Origin of the sequence: Asanoa sp. NPDC049475 (assembly GCF_040676915.1) — a bacterium.
Taxonomy (GTDB): Bacteria; Actinomycetota; Actinomycetes; order Mycobacteriales; family Micromonosporaceae; genus Asanoa.
This window is the reverse complement of record NZ_JBFAPY010000014.1, coordinates 65,913-89,707: the sequence shown is the minus strand read 5'-3', so window position 1 is coordinate 89,707 and position 23,795 is coordinate 65,913. Positions and strand designations below refer to the sequence as shown.

The 23,795-nt window shown below is 71.7% G+C and carries 24 protein-coding genes; 8 read left to right on the top strand and 16 right to left on the bottom strand.

Annotation, left to right across the window (positions count from 1 at the left end; all coding sequences use genetic code 11):
* Positions 1-4: 4 nt before the first annotated feature.
* Both AB0J88_RS38335 and ftsY read right to left on the bottom strand, forming a co-directional pair.
* Entirely contained in the window at positions 5-835 is an 831-nt protein-coding gene (locus AB0J88_RS38335) for an aminoglycoside phosphotransferase family protein (protein ID WP_364358501.1), read from the bottom strand.
* 6 nt (positions 836-841) lie between these two features.
* Positions 842-1,987, bottom strand: coding sequence for a signal recognition particle-docking protein FtsY (ftsY, locus tag AB0J88_RS38330; RefSeq protein WP_364358504.1), 1,146 nt, complete (start codon positions 1,985-1,987; stop codon positions 842-844).
* Between the two features lie 138 nt (positions 1,988-2,125).
* Here ftsY and AB0J88_RS38325 point away from each other — a divergent pair, with 138 nt between their 5' ends.
* Both AB0J88_RS38325 and AB0J88_RS38320 read left to right on the top strand, forming a co-directional pair.
* On the top strand, positions 2,126-3,904 hold the full coding sequence (locus tag AB0J88_RS38325; RefSeq protein WP_364358508.1) for an alkaline phosphatase D family protein: 1,779 nt from the start codon (positions 2,126-2,128) through the stop codon (positions 3,902-3,904).
* A gap of 7 nt (positions 3,905-3,911) precedes the next feature.
* Complete coding sequence (locus AB0J88_RS38320; protein WP_364358511.1) at positions 3,912-4,427, top strand: DinB family protein; 516 nt, start codon at positions 3,912-3,914, stop codon at positions 4,425-4,427.
* 6 nt (positions 4,428-4,433) lie between these two features.
* Here the strand turns inward: AB0J88_RS38320 and AB0J88_RS38315 are convergent, their stop codons facing one another.
* The 5 genes from AB0J88_RS38315 to AB0J88_RS38295 all read right to left on the bottom strand — a co-directional run bounded on the left by AB0J88_RS38315 (position 4,434) and on the right by AB0J88_RS38295 (position 10,033).
* On the bottom strand, positions 4,434-4,778 hold the full coding sequence (locus AB0J88_RS38315) for a type II toxin-antitoxin system PemK/MazF family toxin (protein WP_364358514.1): 345 nt from the start codon (positions 4,776-4,778) through the stop codon (positions 4,434-4,436).
* Entirely contained in the window at positions 4,775-5,053 is a 279-nt protein-coding gene (locus tag AB0J88_RS38310; RefSeq protein WP_364358517.1) for a hypothetical protein, read from the bottom strand. Before AB0J88_RS38310 ends, AB0J88_RS38315 begins: the two co-directional genes overlap by 4 nt.
* 44 nt (positions 5,054-5,097) lie before the next feature.
* Positions 5,098-5,721 carry an HAD-IA family hydrolase gene (locus AB0J88_RS38305; protein ID WP_364358870.1) on the bottom strand — a complete coding sequence of 208 codons (624 nt, stop codon included), beginning with the start codon at positions 5,719-5,721 and terminating at the stop codon, positions 5,098-5,100.
* Positions 5,718-9,296, bottom strand: a complete 3,579-nt coding sequence (smc, locus tag AB0J88_RS38300; RefSeq protein WP_364358520.1) for a chromosome segregation protein SMC — start codon at positions 9,294-9,296, stop codon at positions 5,718-5,720. Before smc ends, AB0J88_RS38305 begins: the two co-directional genes overlap by 4 nt.
* A 542-nt stretch (positions 9,297-9,838) precedes the next feature.
* Entirely contained in the window at positions 9,839-10,033 is a 195-nt protein-coding gene (locus tag AB0J88_RS38295; RefSeq protein WP_089254960.1) for a hypothetical protein, read from the bottom strand.
* 267 nt (positions 10,034-10,300) lie between these two features.
* On the opposite strand from AB0J88_RS38295, the gene AB0J88_RS38290 reads away from it, so the two are divergent.
* The 4 genes from AB0J88_RS38290 (at position 10,301) to AB0J88_RS38275 (ending at position 14,761) form a co-directional block, all read left to right on the top strand.
* On the top strand, positions 10,301-11,110 hold the full coding sequence (locus AB0J88_RS38290; RefSeq protein WP_364358523.1) for a CAP domain-containing protein: 810 nt from the start codon (positions 10,301-10,303) through the stop codon (positions 11,108-11,110).
* Positions 11,111-11,244: 134 nt separating this feature from the next.
* Positions 11,245-12,678: a GT4 family glycosyltransferase PelF gene (pelF, locus tag AB0J88_RS38285; RefSeq protein WP_364358526.1), complete on the top strand. Its 1,434-nt coding sequence runs from the start codon at positions 11,245-11,247 to the stop codon at positions 12,676-12,678.
* The gene (locus AB0J88_RS38280; RefSeq protein WP_364358529.1) at positions 12,675-14,069 is read left to right on the top strand and encodes a hypothetical protein; all 1,395 of its coding nucleotides are present in this window, start codon (positions 12,675-12,677) and stop codon (positions 14,067-14,069) included. Before pelF ends, AB0J88_RS38280 begins: the two co-directional genes overlap by 4 nt.
* On the top strand, positions 14,066-14,761 hold the full coding sequence (locus AB0J88_RS38275) for a spherulation-specific family 4 protein (protein WP_364358532.1): 696 nt from the start codon (positions 14,066-14,068) through the stop codon (positions 14,759-14,761). The genes AB0J88_RS38280 and AB0J88_RS38275 overlap by 4 nt, the downstream gene beginning before the upstream one ends.
* Before the next feature lie 42 nt (positions 14,762-14,803).
* On the opposite strand, the gene mutM is transcribed toward AB0J88_RS38275, so the two are convergent.
* From mutM to rsmD, 8 genes are all read right to left on the bottom strand, one after another.
* Complete coding sequence (gene mutM, locus AB0J88_RS38270; protein ID WP_364358535.1) at positions 14,804-15,664, bottom strand: bifunctional DNA-formamidopyrimidine glycosylase/DNA-(apurinic or apyrimidinic site) lyase; 861 nt, start codon at positions 15,662-15,664, stop codon at positions 14,804-14,806.
* A 9-nt stretch (positions 15,665-15,673) separates the two neighbouring features.
* Positions 15,674-16,420, bottom strand: a complete 747-nt coding sequence (gene rnc / locus AB0J88_RS38265; protein WP_364358538.1) for a ribonuclease III — start codon at positions 16,418-16,420, stop codon at positions 15,674-15,676.
* On the bottom strand, positions 16,417-17,370 hold the full coding sequence (locus AB0J88_RS38260) for a phosphate acyltransferase PlsX (RefSeq protein WP_364358873.1): 954 nt from the start codon (positions 17,368-17,370) through the stop codon (positions 16,417-16,419). The genes rnc and AB0J88_RS38260 overlap by 4 nt, the downstream gene beginning before the upstream one ends.
* 70 nt (positions 17,371-17,440) lie before the next feature.
* Complete coding sequence (gene rpmF, locus AB0J88_RS38255; protein WP_089254967.1) at positions 17,441-17,614, bottom strand: 50S ribosomal protein L32; 174 nt, start codon at positions 17,612-17,614, stop codon at positions 17,441-17,443.
* Between the two features lie 5 nt (positions 17,615-17,619).
* Positions 17,620-18,183, bottom strand: a complete 564-nt coding sequence (locus AB0J88_RS38250) for a YceD family protein (protein WP_364358541.1) — start codon at positions 18,181-18,183, stop codon at positions 17,620-17,622.
* 80 nt (positions 18,184-18,263) lie between these two features.
* Positions 18,264-18,761, bottom strand: coding sequence for a hypothetical protein (locus tag AB0J88_RS38245; protein ID WP_364358543.1), 498 nt, complete (start codon positions 18,759-18,761; stop codon positions 18,264-18,266).
* A gap of 149 nt (positions 18,762-18,910) precedes the next feature.
* A complete protein-coding gene (gene coaD / locus AB0J88_RS38240; RefSeq protein WP_364358546.1) occupies positions 18,911-19,399 on the bottom strand; it encodes a pantetheine-phosphate adenylyltransferase in 489 nt (162 codons plus the stop codon).
* Positions 19,396-19,959: a 16S rRNA (guanine(966)-N(2))-methyltransferase RsmD gene (gene rsmD, locus AB0J88_RS38235; RefSeq protein WP_364358549.1), complete on the bottom strand. Its 564-nt coding sequence runs from the start codon at positions 19,957-19,959 to the stop codon at positions 19,396-19,398. The genes coaD and rsmD overlap by 4 nt, the downstream gene beginning before the upstream one ends.
* A gap of 310 nt (positions 19,960-20,269) precedes the next feature.
* Between rsmD and AB0J88_RS38230 the strand changes: the two genes are divergently transcribed.
* Complete coding sequence (locus AB0J88_RS38230) at positions 20,270-21,337, top strand: LPXTG cell wall anchor domain-containing protein (RefSeq protein ID WP_364358552.1); 1,068 nt, start codon at positions 20,270-20,272, stop codon at positions 21,335-21,337.
* Positions 21,338-21,524: 187 nt separating this feature from the next.
* Positions 21,525-22,148 (top strand): YceI family protein, encoded by a 624-nt coding sequence (locus tag AB0J88_RS38225; protein WP_364358555.1) that lies wholly within the window; start codon positions 21,525-21,527, stop codon positions 22,146-22,148.
* On the opposite strand, the gene AB0J88_RS38220 is transcribed toward AB0J88_RS38225, so the two are convergent.
* The gene (locus tag AB0J88_RS38220; RefSeq protein ID WP_364358558.1) at positions 22,145-23,722 is read right to left on the bottom strand and encodes an FAD-dependent oxidoreductase; all 1,578 of its coding nucleotides are present in this window, start codon (positions 23,720-23,722) and stop codon (positions 22,145-22,147) included. The two genes, AB0J88_RS38225 and AB0J88_RS38220, sit on opposite strands and share 4 nt — an antisense overlap.
* Positions 23,723-23,795 lie beyond the last annotated feature (73 nt).

Sequence of the window (23,795 nt, the reverse complement as noted above, 5' to 3'; positions counted from 1 at the left end):
GCGGTCAACGCAGCGCGTATTCCAAGGTGTGGCGTTCGTAGTCGAGCAGGCGGAGATCGCGCATAGGCCGACGAAGGTGACCCTTGTGCACGATCCGGACGAACGCCGGGTCACCGGCGGCGGCCATCCGGCGGATGCCCTCCACGTGGTCGACGATCCTCTTGCGGATCGTGCGCACCAGGCGGTGCCGGTCGCGCGGGATCAGCCCGTAGGCGTCGGCGAACATCCGCAGCCGCTGCGGCCGGTTGGGCCGCTTCCAGCCGAGCGTGTAGGAGTCCCGGTCGGAGAAGAGCGGCACCCAGGTCCAGGCCGCGTACGCGACGTCGTAGATCCGCGCGCCCGGCGACGACAGGTCGAAGTCGATCAAGGCCAGCGTGCCGTCCGGGCGCCAGATCACGTTGTGCGGCGCGGCGTCGTGGTGGCAGATCACCTCGGTGTCCGGCGGCGGTGGGCCGAACGAGCGCCAGACCGCGTTGTGCTCGGGCGCGAAGCCGTACTGCGCGTCGTGGAACATCCGCAGCATCGTCGCGACCGTGATCAGCGCCTCGTCGGTGACCCAGTGCGGCGCCAGCGGGTACTCGCCGCACTCGCCCTCGAGGTACGAGAGCACCTCGCGGTTGCGCTCGTCCATGCCGAGCACCCGTGGCGACCCGGTAAAACCGACATATTCCAGGTGACGCAGCAGGGCGTGCACAGAGGGGGTCCACGGCCCGGCGTTGCGCCGAACCGTGTCACCGACGCGCACGACGGTGCTGACGTTTCCCCCGCGAAGAGGAACTTCCTGCTGCGTCACGTACGGTCTCCCGAGTCCGGAGGCCTGCGGCTGGTAGGTCACCCGAGGTTACGCGTCCGTGCCAACAAGCGCGTCGACGAAGGCGGCCGGCTCGAAGGGGGCGAGATCGTCCGGACCCTCGCCGAGACCGACGAGCTTGACCGGGATGCCCAGCTTGCGCTGCACGGCGATGACGATACCGCCCTTGGCGGTGCCATCGAGCTTGGTCAGCACCACGCCGGTCACGTCGACCACCTCGGTGAACACCCGGGCCTGCTCCAGCCCGTTCTGGCCGGTCGTGGCGTCGAGCACGAGCAGCGTCTCGTCGACCGGGCCGTGCTTCTCGACCACCCGCTTGACCTTGCTGAGCTCGTCCATCAGGCCGACCTTGTTCTGGAGGCGACCCGCGGTGTCTACCAGCACGGTGTCGACACCGGTGTCGACGCCCCTCTTGACCGCGTCGAACGCGACGCTGGCCGGGTCGGCACCCTCGGGGCCGCGGACCACCTCGGCGCCGACACGACCGGCCCAGGTGGCCAACTGCTCGGCGGCGGCGGCCCGGAACGTGTCGGCGGCGCCCAGCAGCACGGTGTGCCCGTCGGCGATCAGCACCCGGGCGATCTTGCCGCAGGTGGTGGTCTTGCCGGAGCCGTTGACGCCGACGACCATCAGCACGGACGGCTTCCCGCTGACCTTGAGCGAGCGGTCGAGCCCGGGGTCCAGCGCCTCGATGAGCTCGGCCGACAGCAGCCCGCGCAGCTCGCTGGGGGTGCGGGTGCCGAGCACCTTGGTGCGCTCGCGGAGCCGGTCGACGATCTCCCGGGTCGCCTCGACACCGACGTCGGCGCCGATCAGGCTGTCCTCGATCTCCTCCCAGGCGTCGTCGTCGAGCCGGTCGCGGGAGAGCACGGACAGCAGGCCCTTGCCGAACACGTTCTGTGAGCGGGAGAGTCGCCCGCGCAGCCGGATCAGCCGGCCGGCGGTGGGCGCCGGGGTCTCGATCGTGGGAGGCGCCGGCGCCTCGGGCGCCTCGGTCGGGCGTTCCGGCGCCAGGATGCCGACACCACCCGCCTCCTCGGCGGGCTCCTCGGGCGCTCCGGTCGGGCGTGGCGGGGCCGGCGGCACGGCCCGGCGGCGGATCCGGGGCACGAGCAGGCCGAGCCCGGCCAGCAGCAGCACGCCGGCCAAGACGATTCCGAGGATCACGTATTCCATACCGAAATCCTGACATGCCGCGCGCGGACCCATGCGGCGGCCGGTGTGAGGTGTCGCGCCTTCGGCTATGGCGCCAAGGCACCCTGGGTAGAAAGGATGGTCCCCGGTCACTCCCCCCGTCCTGGAGGTTGGAAACGCATGTCGACAGCACGTCTGCTGATCGGTCCGGTGCTCCGCCGGGTCGTCGACACCCGGGCCACGATCTGGGTCGAGACGGCGACGCCTGCTGTCGTCACGGTGCGTGCGGAGGGAGGTGCGGAAGGTAGCGCTTCCACCTTCACCGCCTTCGACCACCACTACGCGCTGGTCGTCGTCGAGGGGCTGCCGGCGGACGCGGTCACGCCGTACGAGGTGTTCGTCGACGAGGAGAAGGTGTGGCCCGAGCCCGACTCCGCGTACCCCGGCAGCGTGATCCGCACCCGCATGGGTGACGACAGCGGCCAACCGGTCAAGTTGGTCTTCGGATCGTGCCGGGAGGCGACACCGCGCTCGACCGGGCACAAACTTCCCCCGGACGCGCTCGACGCCTTCTCCCGCCGGTTGATGGCCGACGAGGGGGTCCGGCCCGACCTGCTGGTGCTGCTGGGCGACCAGGTCTACGCCGACATGACCTCCAAGGAGGTACGCCGGTTCCTGCGCAAACAGCGCAAGCGGCGCAAGGCCAAGCTGACCGACGCACCGCCGCACCAGGTCGTCACGTTCCACGAGTACACCCAGCTCTACCTGGAGTCGTGGCGCGACCCGGAGATCCGCTGGCTGCTGTCCACCGTGCCGAGCGTGATGATCTTCGACGACCACGAGATCATCGACGACTGGAACTCGTCGGCGTCCTGGCGGGTGGCGGCGCGCGAGCAGCCCTGGTGGTCCGAGCGGATCACCAGCGGGCTGGCGTCGTACTGGGTCTACCAGCACCTGGGCAACCTGCACCCGGACGAGCTCGCCACCGACGCGCTCTACCCGAAGGTGGTCGGCGCTTCCGATGCGACGGAGCTCCTGCGCGAGTTCGGCGAGCGGGTCGACCGGGAGGCCGACGCCGCGCACGACACCGAGCGCTGGCGGGCGACGCAGTACCAGTGGTCCTACCGGGTCGACCTGGGCCGGACCCGGCTGGTCGTGCTCGACAACCGGTGCAGCCGGGTGCTCGACCCCGACAGCCGCGCCATGCTGCCGCCCGGCGAGTGGTCGTGGTTCCTCGACCAGGCCCACGGCGACTACGACCACCTGGTGGTCGGCTCGTCGCTGCCGTGGCTGCTCCCGCACGGCATCCACCACCTGGAGGCGTGGAACGAGCGCCTGGCCGCCTCGGACCGCGGCTTCGTGGCCAACGCGGCCGAGAAGGTGCGCCGCGCGGTTGACCTGGAGCACTGGGCGGCGTTCCAGCGCTCGTTCGAGGACCTGGCCGAGCTGTTCGCCCGGATCGGATCCGGCCCACGCACGTCCGGCGGCGAGCGCGTCGGTGCCGGCCCGGCCTACCCGGCACCGGCGTCGATCAACGTGCTCTCCGGCGACGTACACCATTCGTATGTGGCGCGGGTCCGCTTCCGCGACGCCGACGTGACCACGCCGGTGCACCAGCTGACCTGCTCCCCGATCCACAACGCGGTGCCGGCCGTGATGAAGCCGGTGATGACGCTGGGCTGGTGGCGGGGGCCGTCGGCGCTGGTGCGCGCACTGGCGAAGACGGCCCGGGTACGCAAGAACAGCATCGGGTGGCGCAAGCTGGCCGGCCCCTACTTCGGCAACGCGGTCAGCACGCTCTCGCTGTCGGGAGTGTCGGCGGCGGTCACCATCGAAGGCACCCGACCGGACGGCGAGCTGGCCCGGGTCGCCTCGCTGCCCCTGACCGAGCCGGTTGCGACGGAGCCAATGCTGCCGGCCCAGAAACCGGGCGGCGTGCCGGCCAACGAACCGGCATGATGCCCCGATGACCTGGGTTGCCCCTGACATCGAACGCCGCACCGAGCCCTACGTCGCCGACGAGCGCACCATGCTCCAGGGCTGGCTCGACTGGCACCGCGACACGCTCCTCTGGAAGTGCCGGGGCCTGAGCGGCGAGGAACTGACCCGGCGGACGGTCGAGCCGTCGACGCTGAGCCTGCTCGGCCTGGTGCGGCACATGGCAGCGGTGGAGCGCAGCTGGTTCCACCGGGCTGCGGGCGCACCGCACGAGAGCCTCTTCTACAGCGACGACAACCTGGACGGCGACTTCAACGACGGCACCGCGTCGTCGGCCGAGGCGGACTTCGCGACCTTCCGCGCGGAGTGCGCCAAGGCCGACGCGCTCGTGGCTGACCTCCCGCTGGACCACACCTTCGAGACGACCCGAGACCGCACGATCAACCTGCGCTGGGTCTACACCCACATGATCGAGGAGTACGCCCGCCACAACGGCCACGCGGACCTGCTACGCGAACGCCTGGACGGCAAAACCGGCGACTGACGCTCCTCAGCGCCGGGCGATCAACCGCTCTGTCAGAACCTTCAGCACTTCGGCGAGCAGGTCGGCGGCCACGTTGCCGACGTGCTTGCGGATGAACCGCGTATCTATCGCGCGAACCTGCTCCGTCATCACGAAGGAGGGCGCCGACAGACCGTTGCCCGCGTCAGGCAACACCGCAACGTGGTTGGGCACGTCGCGATCCCTCGTCGTCAATGGACAGACCAGCGCGAGGTTAGGTATGCGCGCATAGTCATGACTGTGAACAACCAGAACGGGCCGAAGGCCACCCTGCTCCGCACCGCGGACCCGGGCCACACCCAGGTCAGCGATGTAGAGGGCGCCCGCCCTCACCGGTCGTGAATGGTCGGCGGAATGTCGTCGACCATGTCAGGGGGCGGCGGGATCGGCCCGACCGGCCCCAAGTGGGCATACTCAGGGAACTCATCATCGTCGCCACCGGCATAGCCGTTGGCATAGCCGCGCGAGACTTGCTCCCAGAACTCATGGTGCTCAGCGATATCCAGCAACACCTCAATCTCCTCCCCCATCGCTCGACCGTGTTTGGCAGCCCAGGCCGATAGTCGGTCGCGCGTGCGGGTCTCAACGCTGATCGTGGTCTTGCCCATATCGATGAGGGTAGTGCACGGCATGCATGATCGCATGCATGCCGCTATGCCAGATTGAGTGCCGCTCGGATATAGGGAATGTCGGCCGGTCCGGTCCAGCGGTAGGCGGCCAGCCCCGCCGCCCGCGCCCCCAGGACGAAGCGCTCGCTGTCGTCGACGAAGAGCACGTTGCGCGGCGGCGTGTGCAGGGCCAGGCAGGCCGCCCCGAAATACTCGGGGGCCGGCTTCGGGATGCGCAGCTCCGAGGAGTTGATAACCGCGTCGAACTCGTCCGCCAGGCCCAGCGTGCGCAGGTCCGCCGGCAGCAGGTCGGTGGCGTTGGTGGCCAGGCCGACCTTGATGCCGGCCGCGCGGGCGTCGCGGATCAGCTGGAGCAGGCCGGGCTCGACGGTGCCCCGGTACTGCTCCCACTCCTTGACCGCCGCCCGCGACCGGTCCGGGTCGCCGGTCTGCTCCGCGAGGTCCGCGGCGATCAGGTCGGCCCACTCGTCGTGGGTGATCTCGCCGATGATCGCCGGCATGAGCCGGGACCAGTCGAGCGCGGCCCGGTACAGCGCGCCCGGCTTGAGGTCGTGCGCCGCCTCGATGCCGTGGATCACGGCCGGGTCCCAGCGGCGCAGGGTGCCGTCCAGGTCGACCAGCAGCGCGGTCGCCTTGGGCCGCATCAGTCCTCCTCGCTGGCTAGCCGCTGGCTGATCACTTCGGTCACGCCGTTGCGCATGGTCACGCCGTACAAGGCGTCAGCGACCTCCATGGTGCGCTTCTGGTGGGTGATGATGATCAGCTGGCTCTTCTCGCGAAGCTGGGCCATCAGCGTGATCAGTCGGCCGAGGTTGACGTCGTCCAGCGCCGCCTCGACCTCGTCCATGATGTAGAACGGGCTGGGCCGGGCACGGAAGATCGCGACCAGCATGGCGACCGCAGTCAGTGAGCGCTCGCCACCCGACAGCAGCGACAGGCGCTTGATCTTCTTGCCCGGCGGGCGGGCCTCGACCTCGACGCCCGTGGTCAGCATGTCCTCGGGATCGGTGAGCACCAGGCGACCCTCGCCGCCGGGGAACAGCACCGTGAAGACCTGCTCGAACTCGCGGGCCGTGTCGTGATACGCGTTGGTGAACACCTCGAGGATGCGGTCGTCCACGTCCTTGACCACGGTCAGCAGGTCACGCCGGGTGTTCTTGAGGTCCTCGAGCTGGTCCGACAGGAACTTGAACCGCTCCTCGAGCGCCGCGAACTCCTCCAGCGCCAGTGGGTTGACCTTGCCGAGCAAAGCCAGCTCGCGTTCCGCCTTCGCGGCCCGCTTCTCCTGGGTCGGCCGGTCGTAGGGCAGCGCTTCGGGCTCCGGCTCACCCGCCGCGGCGGCCGCGGCCAGAGCGACCTGCGTCGGGGGTACGGGCTGCGCCGGGCCGTACTCGGCGACCAGCGTCTCGACGTCGAGCGAGAAGTCCTCGGCGGCCTTGATCTCTAGCTGCTCGATCCGCATCCGCTGCTCGGCCCGGGCCACCTCGTCGCGGTGCACGGCGCTGGTCAGCCGCTCCAGGTCGCTGGCGAGCCGCTTGGCCGCCGCGCGTACCTCCTGGAACTCGGCCTCCCGCGCGGACCGGGCCGAGGCCACGGCGTCGCGGGTCTCCTCGGCGGCGGCCAGCGAGACCGCGACCCGGGCCAGCGCCTCGCGGGCGCCGATCTCGACGGCGCGGGCGATGCCGGCGCCGCGCACCCGGGCGGCCTTGCGGGCGGCCGTGCGCTCGCGGGCGGCGCGCTCGGCGGCGGCCTGGCGGGCCAGCGACTCGGCGCGGCCGGCGATCGACGCGACCCGCTCCTCGGCGGTGCGGACCGACAGCCGCACCTCCATCTCGTTCTGCCGTGCCTGTGGCACCATCGCGGCGAGCTGATCGCGCTCCTCGGTCGACGGCTCCTCGTCGATCGGGGTGGTCTCCGCCAGCTCGAGCCGGGTCTCCAGCTCGGCCAGCGCGGTCAGGTCCCGATCGCGGGCCTCCTGCGCCCGGGCGCGGGAAGCGCCGAGACGCTCGGTCTCCGCAGCCGCGGATCGGGCGGCGGCACCGAGCTCGGCGAGCCGGCGGGCGGCGGCGTTGCGCTGCCCCTCGGCGGCCCGCTTCTCCCGCTCGGTGACCTGCACGGCCTCCTTACGGCTCGCGACGGCGGCGCGCGCGGTCGCGAGCTGCGTGCGGAGCTGCTCGATCTGCTCCTCGGCGCTGGACCGGTTGGCCGCCGCCTCGTCGACCGCCGCCTGCAGCTCGATGAAGCTCTGGGCCTTGGCCGAGCCACCAGCAGCGGCGTACGCGCCGACGACGTCGCCATCCGGGGTGACCGCGCGCAGCTGCGGGTTGTCGGCCACCGCGCGGGTCGCCTGCTCCAGGCCGCTGGTCAGGATCACGTCGCGGAGCGCCCAGTGCACGGCCGGCCGGATGCGCTCGTCGCAGCGGACCACGTCCGGCGCCCAGCGCGCACCCTCCGGCAGTGACGGCCGCAGCGCGTCCGGCGAGCCGATCATGCCCGGGCCGGCCGGCGTGCCGACCAGCAGCGACGCGCGACCGGCGTCCTGGATCTTGAGGTAGCGCATCGCCTCGGCGGCCTCGTCCACGCCGGCGACCGCGACCGCGTCGGCGAGCACGCCGAGCGCGGCGGCCAGGGCCGCCTCGTGGCCCGGCTCGACGGTCAGCATGCCGGCCAGGCTGCCGAGCAGGCCGGGCACCTGGTCGGCCCGGCTCAGCAGCGCTCCGGCGCCGTCCTTGCGCCGCAGGCCGAGCGAGAGCGCCTCCTCGCGCGCCTTCCAGGTCGCCGCGTCCTTCTCGGCGACCCGCTCCCGGTTGGTCAGCTCGCGTACCTCGGCCGCGGCCACCTCGTGCGCGGCCACCGCCTCGTCGTGCCGGGCGTCCAGGTCGGCGTCGGCCAGGTCGGCCTCCGACGACTCCGCCGCGACCGCGTCGACCTCGGCCTGCGCACGCTGCGCGCGGGCCTGCGCGTCGGCGTGAGCCGCGGCCAGCCGTTCGATCTCCTCGGAGCCGCTGTTGCTCCGGGCGCGGGCGGCGTTGACCTGGCCGGTGAGCTTGGCCAGCCCTTCGCGGCGGTCGGCGATCGCCTTGGCCGCCGCGCGCAGCGCCTGCTCGGCCGCGGCGAGCTGGCGCTCGAGCGCCTGCCGGGACTCGACCGCCTCGGCGAGGTGGGTCTGGTCGTCCTTGAGCGCGGCCCGGAGCGTGTCCTCCTGTTGCCTTATGCGCTCGGACTCGGCGGCCAGCTCGTCGGGGTCACGCCCGGGACGCTCGTCGTCGGGGGTGGCGCTCAGGTGGCGCAGGCGCTCGCTGGCCAGTTGTTCGGTCGACCGGAAGCGCTCCTGGAGGGCGGACAGCTTGTACCAGGCGTCCTGGGCGGCCGCGAGCAGTGGCGCGTCCTCGGCCAGGGCGGCCTCGAGCTGGGTCAGGCGGCGCTGGACCTGCTCGTGCTCGTCCTCGACGTACTCGCGCCGCTCGCGCAGGGCCGCCTCGTCGGCGATCTCCTTGTCGAGGGTGGTGCGCAGCGTGAACAGGTCGTCGGCGAGCAGCCGGAGCCGGGCGTCACGCAGGTCGGACTGGATGCCGGCCGCGCGCCGGGCCACCTCGGCCTGCCGGCCCAGCGGCTTGAGCTGACGGCGGAGCTCGGCGGTCAGGTCCGTGAGCCGGTTGAGGTTGGTCTGCATCGCGTCGAGCTTCCGCAGCGCCTTCTCTTTGCGCTTGCGGTGCTTGAGGACGCCGGCCGCCTCCTCGATGAACGCGCGGCGGTCCTCCGGCTTCGCGTGCAGCACGGCGTCGAGCTGCCCCTGGCCGACGATGACGTGCATCTCCCGGCCGATGCCGGAGTCGCTGAGCAGCTCCTGGATGTCGAGCAGGCGGCACGAGTTGCCGTTGATCTCGTATTCGCTCTCACCGGACCGGAACATCCGCCGAGTGATCGACACCTCGGTGTAGTCGATCGGCAGCGCACCGTCCTGGTTGTCGATCGTCAGAGTGACCTCGGCGCGACCCAGCGGCGCACGGCCGGCCGTACCGGCGAAGATCACGTCTTCCATCTTGCCGCCGCGCAGAGCCTTGGCGCCCTGCTCGCCGAGCACCCAGGAGATCGCGTCGACCACGTTGGACTTGCCAGAGCCGTTGGGCCCCACGACGCAGGTGATGCCCGGCTCCAGCCGCAACGTCGTCGCGGAGGCGAAGGACTTGAAGCCCTTCACGGTCAAGCTCTTGAGATGCACCTAATCGAATCCTCGTCCGACGGCCCGCCGTCGGGGCTCACGTGGGTATCCAGCTGTCGTGCAGATCCTCTGCCGCCGCGACGCTGTCGCGCCCACGGCCATGGTTCCTCGGCCACCGAGTAGCTTTCGCGCCTCCGCCACCATCCGGTCTCGTGCCCCGGTCCGCGCCACCTGGACGCCTCCGGCGCCTCGGCCTTGCGTTCCCGGTCTGCCGCGCTCGTTGGTGTCCCGGCGTTGGCCACCAGGTTCGGGGCCGGCGGGACACCGCTCGCGGCCCGGCGTCTTCCGGGCCAAGCGTATCCCGGCCGGCTTTCGCCGGTCCGGTTGCTTCCCGGCAGTATGGGTCCACCGTGCGGGTGATGCCGGCGACACGCCGAACGACCGGAAGGCGTCGCGAGGCGGCAGCATCGCGACGGCTGAGTACTGCAAGGCTGAGTACTGCAAGGCAGCAGGGCAAAAAGCTGCGCGCCGACACATGAGTGGCGGCGCGCTTCTGGTGGTGCGTGCGGGTCACGCGAGCCGGCGGGTGCCGACTGTCGAGATCAGGTGAGTGCGGGCTCCGGGAGCCGGAGCAGACCGTCCGCCTCGGCGGCCGCCGCCGCGAGCCGGTCGTTTTCGGCACGCAACCTGGTGATCTCGAACTCGAGCGCCTGAACTCGGGCACGCAATCGGGTGACCTCGTCGAGCAGACGCCGGTCGGGCGCCGAACCCACGTGGCCGTAGAGGGCCTTCGCCATATCGTCTCCTTGTAAAGCGCAGCCGGAAATGGCCGGCCAACGCGCGCCCAATGCCTCGCGACGTCTGCCCACGGGCACAAGTGGGCACGATCGGGCGCGACTGGCGACACCTCCATGTTCCGCCTGCGACCCGCGTTCGTCAAGCGCAACAAGAAAGCCTTAGGAATTCCTTAGGCAGATTGCCCGATTCAGCAGGTCACGTATAGCGTCCCGAGCGGCTTGATGCAACAGGTTCGACCCAAAAGGGGTCGCGTTTGGAGGGACCGAGTGCAGGACACCGAGCACGCCGACACCGGAAAGCACCGGAACTCTCGGCGTAATTTCGGCCCCCTCGGCCTGGCCTTCGTAGTAATGATCATTTTAGGCGGCCTAGGCGCCGGCGCGGCGCTGTTGCCATCGAGCTTTATCGGCACCTCCAACAGTTCCACCAAGGGCGCCATCGCCGGCCCGGGCGACAGCGCCTTCGACGCCGACACCAGCGGTGGCGAGGACGGCCCGGACGGCGACGCCTACGGCGACGAAACGCTGTCCGAGCCGTCGCCGACGCCGGTCGAGGCCAGCCCCACCGCTCCGCCGTCGCCCAAGCGGACTCTTCGCAAGGCCTCCCCCACGCCGAAGAAGACCACGTCGTCGCCGACCAAGCGGTCAACCACCAGCAGCGGCGGCAGCACCGTCTCGACCAGCGGCGCCGGCGGCACCGAGCAGGCCAAGGTCGTGGCTGAGACCAACAAGCAGCGGGCGATGAACGGCTGCGGCGCCGTCACCGTCAACGCCAAGCTCACCAAGGCCGCCCAGCTGCACAGCGTCGATCAGGCCGAGCACAACACGATGTCGCACGACGGCAGCAACGGCAGCTCGCCGTGGGACCGCTCCGAGGCCGCCGGCTACAACTTCGCCATCGGCGAGAACGTCGCCATGGGCTACCGCAACGCCGCCGCGGTCATGGACGGCTGGATGAACAGCCCCGGTCACCGCGCCAACATCCTCAACTGCGACGCCAAGGCGATCGGTGTCGGGCTGGCGAAGGCGAGCGACGGGAGCCCGTACTGGACACAGATGTTCGGATCGGTGGCCTGATCGCAGGCCACGCAGGTGGCGCTGTGAAGTAATCCGATTGTCTTCAAGTCGACAGGCCGCCCTTCGGCGCGGCGGTGGGTCGTTGCCTTCTGCATGACCCAGACCGCCGCCGCCGCGGCGCACGGAGTCCCGTCGTGCGCGTCGCACTGATCAACGAAGGCACCTACCCGTACGCGCCCGGAGGCGTCGGCACCTGGTGCCACCAGCTCCTCAACGGGCTCGACGGGCACGAGTTCCACGTCGTCGCGCTCACCGGACACGGCGGGCGGCGCGAGCCCGCCTACCCGGTGCCACGCTCCGTCACCGCGGTCGACACGTACCCCGTATGGGATCGACCCGTCACCGTATCGGGCGGGATCGCCCGGCACCGCCGCCGGCGCGCCGCGTCCGCCGCGGCCGTGCTGCTCTGCCGTGGGCTGCTCGGCGACGACCCGCACAGCGCCGGCATGTTCGCCGACGGGCTGCGCCGGCTGACCGAGCTGTCCGGCGACGGCACGCACCCGCTGTTCGGCACGGAGCTGCCCGAGGTGCTGCTCGACGCCTGGCAGGCCTCCGCCGCGCCGGCCGCAGGGCGACCCGCGCTGCCGCGCCTCTCCCTGCGCGACGCCCGCTCCGCCGCCGTGCTGCTCGAGCACGCCGTGCGCCCGCTGGCCTGCCGCACCCCGAAGGTGGATCTCTGTCACCCGGCCGCCGCCGGCCTGCCGGTGCTGGTCGCGCTGGCCGCCAAGTGGCGCGCCGGCACGCCCTACCTGCTCACCGAACACGGCGTCTACCTGCGCGAACGCTATCTGGAGCACGGCGCCGGGATGCCGCTCGCGGTCAAGACCGTGGTGCTGCGCTTCTACCGCGCGCTGGCCCGGCTCGGCTACGAGGAGGCCGCGCTCGTCGCCGCGGTCAGCCGTTTCAACCAGCGCTGGGAGCTGCGGCTCGGCGCCCACCCCGCCAAGGTCGTGGTGGTGCCCAACGGGGTCGAGCCGTTGCGCTACCCGCCGCTGGCCACCGAGCCGACCGTGCCGACGGTCACCTGGGTCGGGCGCATCGACCCGCTCAAGGACCTGCACACGCTGATCCGGGCGATGCGTACGATCCGCGACGCGGAACCGCTGGCCCGGCTGCGGCTGGCCGGCCCGGTGCCGGAGACCGGCCGGGACTATGCCGCGAGCTGTCTCGCCCTGATCGAACGGCTGGGCCTGCGCGACGCGGTCGACCTGTCCGGACCGGTGACGTGCAGCCGGGAGGCCTACGCGGACGGTCACGTCGTCGCCCTCTCGAGCATCTCGGAGGGCCTCCCCTACACGATCATCGAGGCGATGATGTGCGGCCGGCCGACGGTCAGCACCGACGTCGGCGGTGTGCCCGAGGTCGTCGGCGGCACCGGGCTGATCGTGCCGCCCGGAGACCCGGTCGCCTTCGGCCACGCCTGCCTGGAGCTGCTGGGCGACGGGGAGCGGCGGCGGACCCTCGGCGCGCACGGCCGCGACCGGGCGCTCGCGCATTTCACCGTCGACCGGATGCTGGCCGCGTACCGCGCGCTCTACACCGACGTCCGGGCGGTGGCGGCGGCATGAGCGCACCCACGATCGGGCCGGTCGGTCCGCCGCCGCGGTCGATCGCCGACCTGGCCGAGCGGTTCGCCGGCAACGTGGTGGTGGTCGACGTCGAGGAGCTGGTCGCGACCATCGAGGCGGCCGGCATCAGCGACAGGCAGGCGCAGGTGAGGTACGGCGTGCCGACCGTGTTCGCGCTCGGCGAGGCGGTGCTGGCCCAGCTCTGGGCGCGGCGCGGCCGGCCGGGTGCGCACCCGCCCGCCCGCGCCCCGTTCGCCCGCGCCGCGCTGGCCCGGGCGGCGCTGTTCCTGACGCCGGCGCTCGCCGCGATCGCCTCGGGCGCGACGCTCGACCGGGTCGGCTGGCCGCTGCTCGCGGTGACGCTGGTGCTCGGCTGGTCCGGGGGTCAGGCGCTGGCCTGCGCCGGGTCCGCGCGAGCCGGGCGGGGTGCGACCGGGGCGGCGCTGCGCCGGCTGGGGCTGGGCCTGCTGGTCGGTGCGGCCGGCTGCGGCGGCGCGATCGCCCTGGGCCCGAGCTGGCTGGTCGGTTCGCGCGTCGTCGCGTACGCCGTCTGCGGTGTCGAGCTCGTCGCCTTCGCCACGATCGCGGCCGCCCTGGTCGGGAACCGGGTCGGCGCGGTGCTGCGCTGGTCGGCGCCGGTGTGGCTGGTCAGCCTCGCGCTGCTGGCCGGAGTGGTGCCGGCCTGGGCGCTCGGCGCGGCGATCGGGCTCGCCGCCGCCCGCGCCTTCGCCCCGGCGTTGCGCCGCGACGCACCCGGCGCCCGGGTGCCGGTGCGGACGCCGGTCGGCGCGGTGGTCGCGTACGCCCTTGTCGGAGCCGGCCAGGCAGGATCGTTCCTGCTGGTCTGGCGGCTTGAGCAGGGAGCCGCCGCGGTCCCGCTGTTGCTGGCCGTGCCGCTGATCGAGCTGTTCGTCGGCTGGCACGCCGCCGGCGCCGCCGAGGGGCTGGACCTCTACGACGACGTCGCCGCCTACCGCCGCCACCTGCGCGCCCTCGGCGTCGCCACCCTGGCCGCTCTCGTGCCGCCGCTGGCGATCGGGGCCGCGCTGGTGGTCGCCGCGTTCCGGCTGCCGTACGAGCTGTCCCGCCACCCGGACGCCCGCGCGCTCGTGCTGTCGGCCGCGGCCGGCGCGCTGCTGGCCGGCGCCTGGGCGGCGACCCTGCTGCTGGCCACCCGCGGCCGGCTGATGCTGGCGGCGCTGCTGGCGCTGGCCCCGGTCGCCTTCGCGGCGGTGCCGGTAGCGGGTTGGCTGGTGGCCGTGCCGACCGGCAACGCCGACTCGTTGATCCAGGTGTTGTTGCCCGCGACGGTGGCCGGCCTGGCCGCGACGTCGGTGCTCGGCATCGCCGCCACCGCACACACCGTCTTCCATTCCGGGAGCTACCGATGATCGAGCTGCCTCGCCGGGTACCCGGCGCCTCCACCGCCGGTCCGGCGCCCACCAGGCTGGTGCCGCTCTACGTGCATCCGCACGAGGACCCGCAGGCCTGGGACCCGGACGCGCTGGTCGGCACCACCGTGATCGTCAACGTGCAGGACGGGCCGGGTGTCGCGCCCGACGAGTCCTACCTCTCGGCGACGGCGCGGCTCGCCCGGGAGGGGGTGCCGATGCTGGGCTACGTCGACCTGGGCTACTCGGCGCGGCCGATCGCCGACATCCTCGACGACGTCGACCGCTGGAGCGCGTACCCGATGTCGGGCGTCTTCCTCGACCGGTGCCCGACCGGCGCGTTCGGCATGGGTCCGGTGGCGTTGGCGGTGCGGGTCGCCCGCCGGGCCGGCCTGTTCGCGACGGTGCTCAACCCCGGCACGCCACCGGAGCCGGTCTACCGCGACCTCGGCGTGCCGATCTGTGTCTTCGAGGGTGCCTGGGACGACTACCAGGAGTGGACCGGCGAGGGCGCGCTGCCCGGCGACGGCCACCTGATCCACAGCGTGCCGCCGTGGCAGCTCGAACACGCGCGCCGCGTGATGGCCTGGCGCGGTGCCGGGTTCGGCCTGGTCACCGACCGCTGGCCGCCGAACCCGTGGCAGGGGCTGCCGTCGGACTCGCCGCGGCCCCTGGCGGTCGTACCCGGCTGAGCCGGCCGCGCAGTGTGCGGGGGCCGGCCGGCTCCCGCCGCGTCAGCGGGCCGCGGCCACCGTCCGCGGTCGCGGCTGGCACTTCGGGCAGGAGAAGGACGAGCGGTTCATGAACGCCTCGCGGCGCATCGGCGCGCCGCAGCGGTTGCAGGGCAGGCCTTCCCGCCCGTACGCGTTGAGGCCTCGCTCGAAATATCCGCTCTCGCCGTTGACGTCGACGTACAGCGAGTCAAAGCTCGTGCCGCCCGCGCGGATCGCCTCCTGCAGCACGTCGCGGACGTGTCCCAGCAGGCGCAGCGCGGCCGGCCGGGTCAGGCGGTCCGTCGGGCGCGCGCCGTGCAGGCCGGCTCGCCACAGCGCCTCGTCGGCGTAGATGTTGCCGACACCGGAGATCAGCGTCTGGTCGAGCAGCGCGCGCTTCACCTCGGTGCGGCGGCGGCGCAGGCCGGCCACGAAACCCTCGTCGGAGAACTCCGGGTCGATCGGGTCGCGGGCGATGTGGGCGATCTCCGCCGGCAGCGAAGCACCACCCGACGAGACCGACAGGCCGCCGAACGTGCGTTGGTCGACGAAGCGCAGCTCGGGATCACCGTCGTCGAAGCGGAAGCGGATCCGCAGGTGGGTCTCGTCGGGGGTGTCGGCCGGCTGGAGCAGCATCTGGCCGGACATGCCCAGGTGGCCGACGATCGCGTCGCCGCTGTCGAGCGGGAGCCACAGGTATTTGCCCCGGCGGCGGACGTCGACGACCCGGCGGCCGACGAGCTGGCCCGCGAAGTCGAGCGGGCCGGGCAGGTGACGGCGGACCGAGCGCGGGTGGTGCACCTCGACCGACGCGATCCGCCGGTCGGCGACGTGCTTCTCCAGACCGCTGCGGACGGTCTCGACCTCGGGTAGCTCGGGCACCGGGTAAACCTATTCGGCGGCGGCCGGCGCGGCCACCTTCTCCGTCACCCGATCGGACAGCTCCCGCCAGGCGGACTCGGCCGCCCGCTGCTCGGCCTCCTTCTTGCTGCGGCCGTCGGCGCCGCCGTAGCGCTTGCCGGCCACCACGACCCAGGCCGTGAACGTCTTGGCGTGGTCGGGGCCGGCCTCGTCGATGCGATATTCCGGCACGCCGAGGCTCAGCGTCGCGGTGAGCTCCTGGAGGCTGGTCTTCCAGTCCAGCGCCGCTCCCCGGCCGGCGGACTCCGCCATCAGCGGGTCGAACAGCCGGTGGATCACCACGGCCGCGGTGTCCAGGCCGTACTGGAGGTAGATGGCGCCGAGCAGCGCCTCGAGGGTGTCGGCCAGGATGCTGTTCTTGTCGCGTCCGCCGGTGGTCTCCTCGCCCTTGCCGAGCAGGAGGTACGGGCCGAGCCCGCCGGGACCGAGCCGCCGGGCCACGTCGGCGAGCGCCCGCATGTTGACCACGCTGGCCCGCAGCTTGGCGAGCTGCCCCTCGGGCAGGTCCGGGTGGTTGTTGAAGAGGGCGGTCGTGATCACGACGCCGAGCACCGAGTCGCCGAGGAACTCCAGGCGCTCGTTGGTCGGCAGCCCGCCGTTCTCGTACGCGTAGGACCGGTGGGTCAGCGCCCGCTCCAGCAGGTCGACGTCGAATCCGATGCCGAACGCCGCTTCGAGCTGCGCGACCGGCGGTCGCCTGCGCTTGTCCAGAGTCATGTGGTCACCTCGATCAGGTCGGCCAACGCCGTCGCGATGCGTGTGATCGCGCGGTTTCGGTGCAGGGTGGCGGCGAGCGCGAGGCCCGACGCGATGTCGTCGGCGGTCCCACCGCCGTGGCAGATCACGACCGTGCCGCCGACACCGAGCAGTGCGGCGGCCCGGGGAGCGGCCCGGCCCGGCGGCGGTCCGCCGGCCATGGCGTAGGCGCCCTCTATGCCCTTGAGCAGGACGTTTCCGGTGAAGCCGTCGGTCACCACGACGTCGGCGCGCTCACCGGACGAGACGTCGTAGCCCTCGACCAGGCCGACGTAGTGGGCGTCGCCACCGAGCTTGAGGTCCGCCAGCATCGGGTCGGTGGTCCGCCGGGCGCGGTCGCCCTTGCCGGGCTCGGTGCCGATGGAGAGCAGGCCGACCCGCGGGCGGGCGATGTCGTGCACGATGCCGGCGTACGCGGCTCCGAGCAGGGCGTGCCCGGCCAGCGTGATGGGCCGGGCCTCCAGCGAGCCGCCGACGTCGAGCAGCGTCACGGGGCCGGCGACGGCGGGAATGGTGGCGAGCAGCGGGGGGCGCCGGATGCCGGGCCAACGGCCCAGGCTGAGCACGGCGGCGGTGACGATGGCCCCCGTGGCGCCGGCGGAGACGAGCGCGTCGGCCGCGCCCTCGGCGACGGCCAGGGCGGCACCGCGGACGGTGGTGTCGAAGCGCCCACCACGCTGCGGCGGGTCGGCCATGCCGACCGCTCCCCACAGGGGTCGCACGGACACGCGATGGCGGGCGGTGGGCGGGACGGCAGCGATGAACTCGTCGGCCACCTCAGCGGGGCCGACGAGCAGCAGGCGCAGATCGGGATCAGCCGCGAACGCCCGCAGAGCGCCGTCAACCACGACGGCGGGAGCTCCGTCCCCGCCGAGGAGGTCGACGGCGATCCGCACGGCGACCGGTTCCAGGGAACGTCCGGGAACCGGGTCGCCGGGCGCCGACGCTGCCCGACCGAGGGTCGGGTGCGTCACGCCGAGATCAGACCTCGATGACCTGACGGCCGTTGTAGGTGCCGCAGACGGAGCACGCGGCGTGCGGCAGCTTCGGCGACTTGCACTGCGGGCAGGCCACGGTCGCGACCGCCGTGGTCTTCCACTGCGCCCGGCGCGACCGGGTGTTGCTCCGCGACATCTTGCGCTTGGGAACGGCCACGGTAGTTACTTCCCTTCACGGTTAAGTTCAGACAGCGCCGCCCAGCGCGGGTCGACCTGCTCGTGACTGTGATCAGCGGGCAGCTCGTCGAGCAGTCCCCCACACTCGGGGCACAGCCCAGGGCAGTCGGCACGGCACACCGGGTTGGTCGGCAGAGCCAACACCACCGCGTCCCGTACCGCCGGTTCCAGGTCGATCAGATCACCCTGGACCCGGCCGATCTCGTCCTCGTCGCTCGTCTCGTCCGTGGTGCTGTGCTCGTAGGCGAACAGCTCCTGGATCGGGACGTCTGCCGAGTCGCTGATCGGGCGCAGGCAGCGGCCGCACTCGCCGGTGATCGGGACGTGGACCGTCCCGGAGACGAGCACGCCCTCGGACACCGACTCGAGTCGCAGATCGAGACCCAATTCGGCGCCTTCCGGCACACCGATCATCTCCAGGCCGAGGTCGGACGGTGCCGCGACGACGCGCTCGATGGTGCGCATGGCACCAGGGCGCCGGGGCAGTTCTCGGGTGTCGAGAACCAGCGGGGCGCGGGGGTCGAGGTTGTGCTGCGTGTTTTTTGGCATAGTCAGACTCCGGCCTGTCGAGGCCGACATGCCAGGTTACCCGAGGCGTGTCGACCGAGGCCAATCGGGCCCGCAACCGGTCAGAAGGGCAGCGGGCGCTCGTTTTCTTCGCTGCCGAAGGTGCCGATCTCGCGCAGCGCGTGCATCTTGTCGCGGCCACGCTCGATCGAGGCTAGCGCGCGGGTGAGGAACTGCTCGAAGTTGGCCAGCGCGGTGTCGACGTAGTCGTCGACCTCTTCCCGCAGCCGCTGGGCCTCGGCCCGGGCCTCGGCGATGATCCGGGCGCCCTCGTGCTCGGCGCTGACCGTGATCTCGTTGACCGACACCAGCCGGGCGTGCTCGGCCTCGCCCTCGCTGATGATCCGGTCGGCCTCGCGCTTGCCGGCGTCCATGATCTTGTCTCGCTCGTCGAGCAGCGCGGCCGCCCTCCGCAGCTCGCTGGGCAGGTCGGCGCGGAGCTCGTCAAGCTTCGCGATCATGGGACCGCGCTCGACCATGGCGCTGTTCCGCGACATCGGGACCGCACGCGCGTGCTCCACCATCGCGATGATCTCGTCGATCTGCTCGAACGGATCCACCGCACTCTCCTGTCATCTTTCGGCCGGCGGCCGGTCGGCTGCTCCACCAATGATGCGGCCCGGAGGCGACACCGCACCCATTCCGGATCGGCGCGTCGCCCTATGTATCGAGAGCCCTACGCACCCGGTATCGAACCACGCCGATCAGGTCAGCGCACTCCGCCCGCGGCGAGCCGGTCGCGGAGCGCGTCCAGGACGTGGTCGGGCACGTGCGCCGACACGTCGCCGCCCCATTTCGCCACCTCTTTGACGAGGCTCGACGAGAGGAACGAGTAGAGGGGGTTGGTCGGCATGAACAAGGTCTCGACGCCGGCGAGCCCGATGTTCATCTGTGCCATCTTGAGCTCGTAGTCGAAGTCGCTGACCGCCCGCAGGCCCTTGACCACGACGGCCGCCTGCACGGTCCGGCAGAAGTCGACCAGCAGACCCTGGAACGACTCGATCCGGACGTTTCCGTAGCCGCCGGTCGCCTCACGGAGCATCTCGATGCGCTCGTCGACGGTGAACAACCCGGTCTTCGACTGGTTGATCAACACCCCGACGATCACCTCGTCGAACAGCCGGCTCGCCCGGCCGATGATGTCCAAGTGACCATTGGTGACCGGGTCGAACGATCCGGGACACACCGCACGCCTCATGATCGGCGACCGTACCAAAGCGTCGTCTCCCCGTAACGTCGACTGCGCACGGACGTGACCCCCTCCACCTGCGGCGGCGGACCGCTCCGCGACGAGCGCTCGAAAATGAGCAGGGCGTCTTCGGCCAGCCAGCCACCGCGGACCAGTGCGGTCGCCGTCGCGGCGATCTCTTCGTCGTCCACCGCGTACGGCGGATCGGCGAACACCACGTCGTAGGGGTCGCCGTCGGGTCCCCGGCCCAGGACCGCGGCGACCCGGTCGACGACCAGCCGGGCGGCGGGCTCGGCCCGGAGCGTCGTCAGGTTGACCTGGATCGTGCGCGCCGCGCGGGCATCGGACTCGACCAGCAGCACGTGGGCGGCACCCCGGGACAGCGCCTCGAGCCCGACCGCGCCGGACCCCGCGTAGAGGTCGGCGAACCGGGCGCCGTCGAGGTCCACCATCGAGTCGATGCTGCTGAACAGCGCCTCGCGTACCCGGTCGGAAGTGGGTCGGGTGCCCGCGCCCGGCGGTGCCGCCAGCCGGCGACCGCCCAGCGTGCCCGCGACGATGCGGGTCATGACTGCGTGCCCATAACCGTGCAGGCTACTCGTCCGGTCGGGTGGGCACCTCGTCCCGCTCCGCGACTTTCAGGGTTCGGAGAGTGACGAGTCGTATATCAACAATCACGAATCGATATCACCATCCTTAGGTCCGGCTGATAACGGCGTGTCCGTTTTAGAAACCGCTAAGGTCTCCGCCTGTGCCGGCTGCCGCCCAGCCTGCGCAAGACGTGCGAGGCAATCGACCCGAGCCACGACTGACCACACCCGACAGTGGCTACGGGTGTCTCGACCGTGCCCTGAAAGCCCCCATCTGTCAGGAGTACGCGTGTTCCACATCCCATCCACATTGCGGCGACCGCTCGCCGTCGCAGGGGCCGCCGTCGTCGGCCTCGCCGCGGCGGTCGTCCTCGGCCCGGCCCCGGCCAGCGCCCACCACCCGGTGGTCTCGGGCACCGCCACGTGCGTCGAGGGCAAGTGGCAGGTCGACTGGGAGGTCGCCAACAGCGAGAAGGACCTCGCCGGCGACATCGTCAGCGCCACCTTCGACCCGGCTTTCCAGAGCGACACCGTCAAGGCCGGCGCGGTTCTGCCGGCGTTCGCCGGTGAGGCCAGCCTGCTCAAGACCACCCAGACGCTCGACGTCAACGTCACCAAGGCGTCCCTGACCGTCGAGTCGCACTGGCTGCGCGGCAAGAAGGACATCTCGGCGACCCGGTCGGCGACCGTCAACATCCCCCGGGGCGGCTGCAAGACTTCGAAGCCGGCGGTGGTGTTCACCGACGACTGCGCCGGCCAGGTCACCGTGGTGGTGTCCAACGGCAGCGAGGCCACCAAGGCCCTCCGCTACACGATCGTGGTCGGCGAGGAGCAGGTCGCCAAGGGCACCGTCGAGATCGGGAAGTCCTCGGAGCCGTTCGTGGTGCCGGCGAGCGAAGACGGCACCCCGGTCGCGGTTGTCGTCAGGACCCGCGACAAGGTGATCGGCGAGCACACGTGGACCGGTCCGGAGGGCGGCTGCGAGCCCGAGGTCGCCGTCGACCAGACCTGTGACGAGCTGAGCATCTCGGTCACCAACCCGCCGGAGGGCCTCGAGTTCGAGGTCGTCTTCACCCCGAGCACCGGCGAGCCGCAGACCATGAAGGTGGAGAAGGACAAGACCGCGACGGTCACCTTCCCGGCCTCCGACGGCCTGACCGTCACGCCCAGCATCGACGGCACCGACCTCGACCCGATCTCGTGGACGAAGCCCGAAGGCTGTGACGAGGACACCCCGACCCTGCCGCTGACCGGCGCCAACGCCGGTGCCATCGCCGGCAGCGCGGGCGGCCTGCTGGTCCTCGGCGGCGTCGTGTTCTACCTCGCCCGTCGCCGTCGCCTCCGGTTCACCGCCTGAGGCTGACTGACTGATCGAACAGGCGCGCCACCCCTCGACCACGAGGGGTGGCGCGCTTGTTTGTGTCCACTGACACGTTGCCGTCAGCGAACCCCGGCTCCGAGCTAGGCGTCCTTATTCTGGTCGGGTCGATCTGGGGGGAGCTCGTAAAACCGTGTCCACATCTGCGACCAGAACCTGGGAAGGCATGACCATCCCGAGTGCTGGTGTCTACAAATTGGACCAGGCTCACAAGCGGGTCGGCTTCCTCGCGCGGCACATGATGGTCAGCCCGGTGCGGGGCGAGTTCCGCGAGGCCAGCGCGCAGATCGTGGTCGGCGAGGACCCGCTGGCGTCGTCGGTGACCGCGATCATCAACACGGGCAGCCTGACCACGCACAACGCGGACCGCGACACCCACCTGCGCAGCCCCGACTTCCTCGACGTCGAGCGCTTCCCCCTGATGCGCTACCGCAGCACCGGCATGACCTGGAAGGGCGCCGACGACCCGATCTTCCTGTGGGCCCGGCTCCGCAACAACAAGCTCAACCGCCGGGCCACCGGCCCCGAGCCGGCGCCGGGACCGGTCCGCTTCACCCTGCACGGCCAGCTCACGGTCCGCGACGTGACCCGCGCCGTCGACCTGAGCGTCGAGTGGGGCGGTGCCCGCCGCGACCCGTACGGCCAGGACATCTTCGGTTTCAGCGCGACCGCCGAGATCGAGCGCGAGGACTACGGCCTGCTGTGGAACGTCGCCCTCGAAAGCGGCGGGGTGCTGGTCGGCAAGACGGTGCACATCGAGATCGCCGGCGAGGCCCTCCGCGCCGACTAGCCCGCCAGCACGCGTTGGTGGATCGCGGTCACCACGGATCGGGCGGACACGAACGCACCGTGCTGCCAGGCGACCTCGTGGCTGAGCCAGTCACCGGCGAAGTAGACCCGGCCCGCCGGCTGGAGGAGCAGTTGGTAGCCGGTCGACGTGTAGCGCGGCGACGTCCAGGCGCCCTCCAGGTATCTCGTCCGATCCCACGCCTGCGACCATGACGACGCGAGCTCGGAACGGTACTTCTCGCCGTGGATCTTCACGCCCTGGGCCAGCGCCCGCGCCGCACGCTCGGCGTGCGGCAGCGCGCTGTAGGTGCGGGCCGCCGCACCGGTGTTGTAGTAGCCGACGACCAGGCCCCGGCGGCCGTGGAAGCCGTGCGACGGGTACCAGATGTGCTGGAGGTCCAGGTCGGTCTCGGTGATCCCGCCGTAGATCCGGTCGTCCTCCTCCCACCAACGGCGCCGGTACTCCAGACCGATCTTGCCGGCGGCCGTGACGCCGAACTCGGAGAGCGCCGAGGTCACCGGGGTGCCCAGGTTGTGCGGGACGCGGGCCATCAGGTGCGGCGGCAGCGTCGCGACGCAGAAGTCGGCCCGCAGCACCCGGGTGGCCTGTCCCTGCCGATAGGTGATCGCGACAGACGAGCCGGTGTCGGTCACGTCGGTCACCTCGGCGCCGACCTTGATCCGGTGGCCGCCGACCGCCCTGGCCAGCGCCCTGGGAATCTGGTCCATCCCGCCGACCGGCTGGAACATCAGCATCGCCTGGTCGTAGCCGAGCTCGAACGAGAAGTACCGGCCGACGTTGCTGGCGAACACGTCGGACAGCGCGGCGGGACCGGCCAGCGGCGTGCCCACGTCGTTGCCCGCACCGGGATAGGCGGCGAACCCGCGCCGGCTGCCACCGGTGTAGGCCAGGGTCGAGCCGAGCGAGCCGTACGACCGCAGGAACGTCATCAGCCGCTCCTTGTCGGCCGTGGTCAACGCCGCGTCCAGGGCGCCCTGGTCCGTCGCCTTGGCCAGCAGCTCCGAGACGTAGCCGAGGACGTCGGCCTTCGCGGTGCGGTAGCGGACCGGCGCGGTCATCCCGGCGGCCTCGTTGTAGATCAGCGCGTCGGCGTTGGCGTTGGTGAACACCTCGATCGGGACGCCCAGCTCGCGGCAGTAGTCGAGGGTGACCATCCACTGGGCCAGCCGGCCCGGCCCGGCGTTGAGGTAGACGCCGTCACCGAACCGCGCCTTCTGGGTGCGCCCGTCGAGGTCGGTCTCCTCGGTGCCGCCCCGGACGGTGAAGTTGCGCCCGCCGACCACGTCGCGGGCCTCCAGCACGGTGCAGTCGTAGCCGGCCTTCCCGAGCTCGTAGGCGGTGGCCAGCCCGGCGACGCCGCCGCCGAGGACGGCCACGCGGGCTCCCCGGCCGCGCCCGGTCAGATGGAAGTCGGCCGGGCTGGGCGCCCGGTAGGCCGGCGCCGTGGCGGCGGCGGTGGGTGCGAGGCCGAGGGCGCCCATGGTCGCGAACATCGCGCCCGCTCCCCCGCTGATTCCTACGGCCCGGAGGAAACCTCGACGGCTGACGGTCATGCGTCCCCCTTCGGGAAGATCGACATGACGCGCAGTCTGTAAGGGCCAGATTTCGACCGAGCCCTTGCGGTGT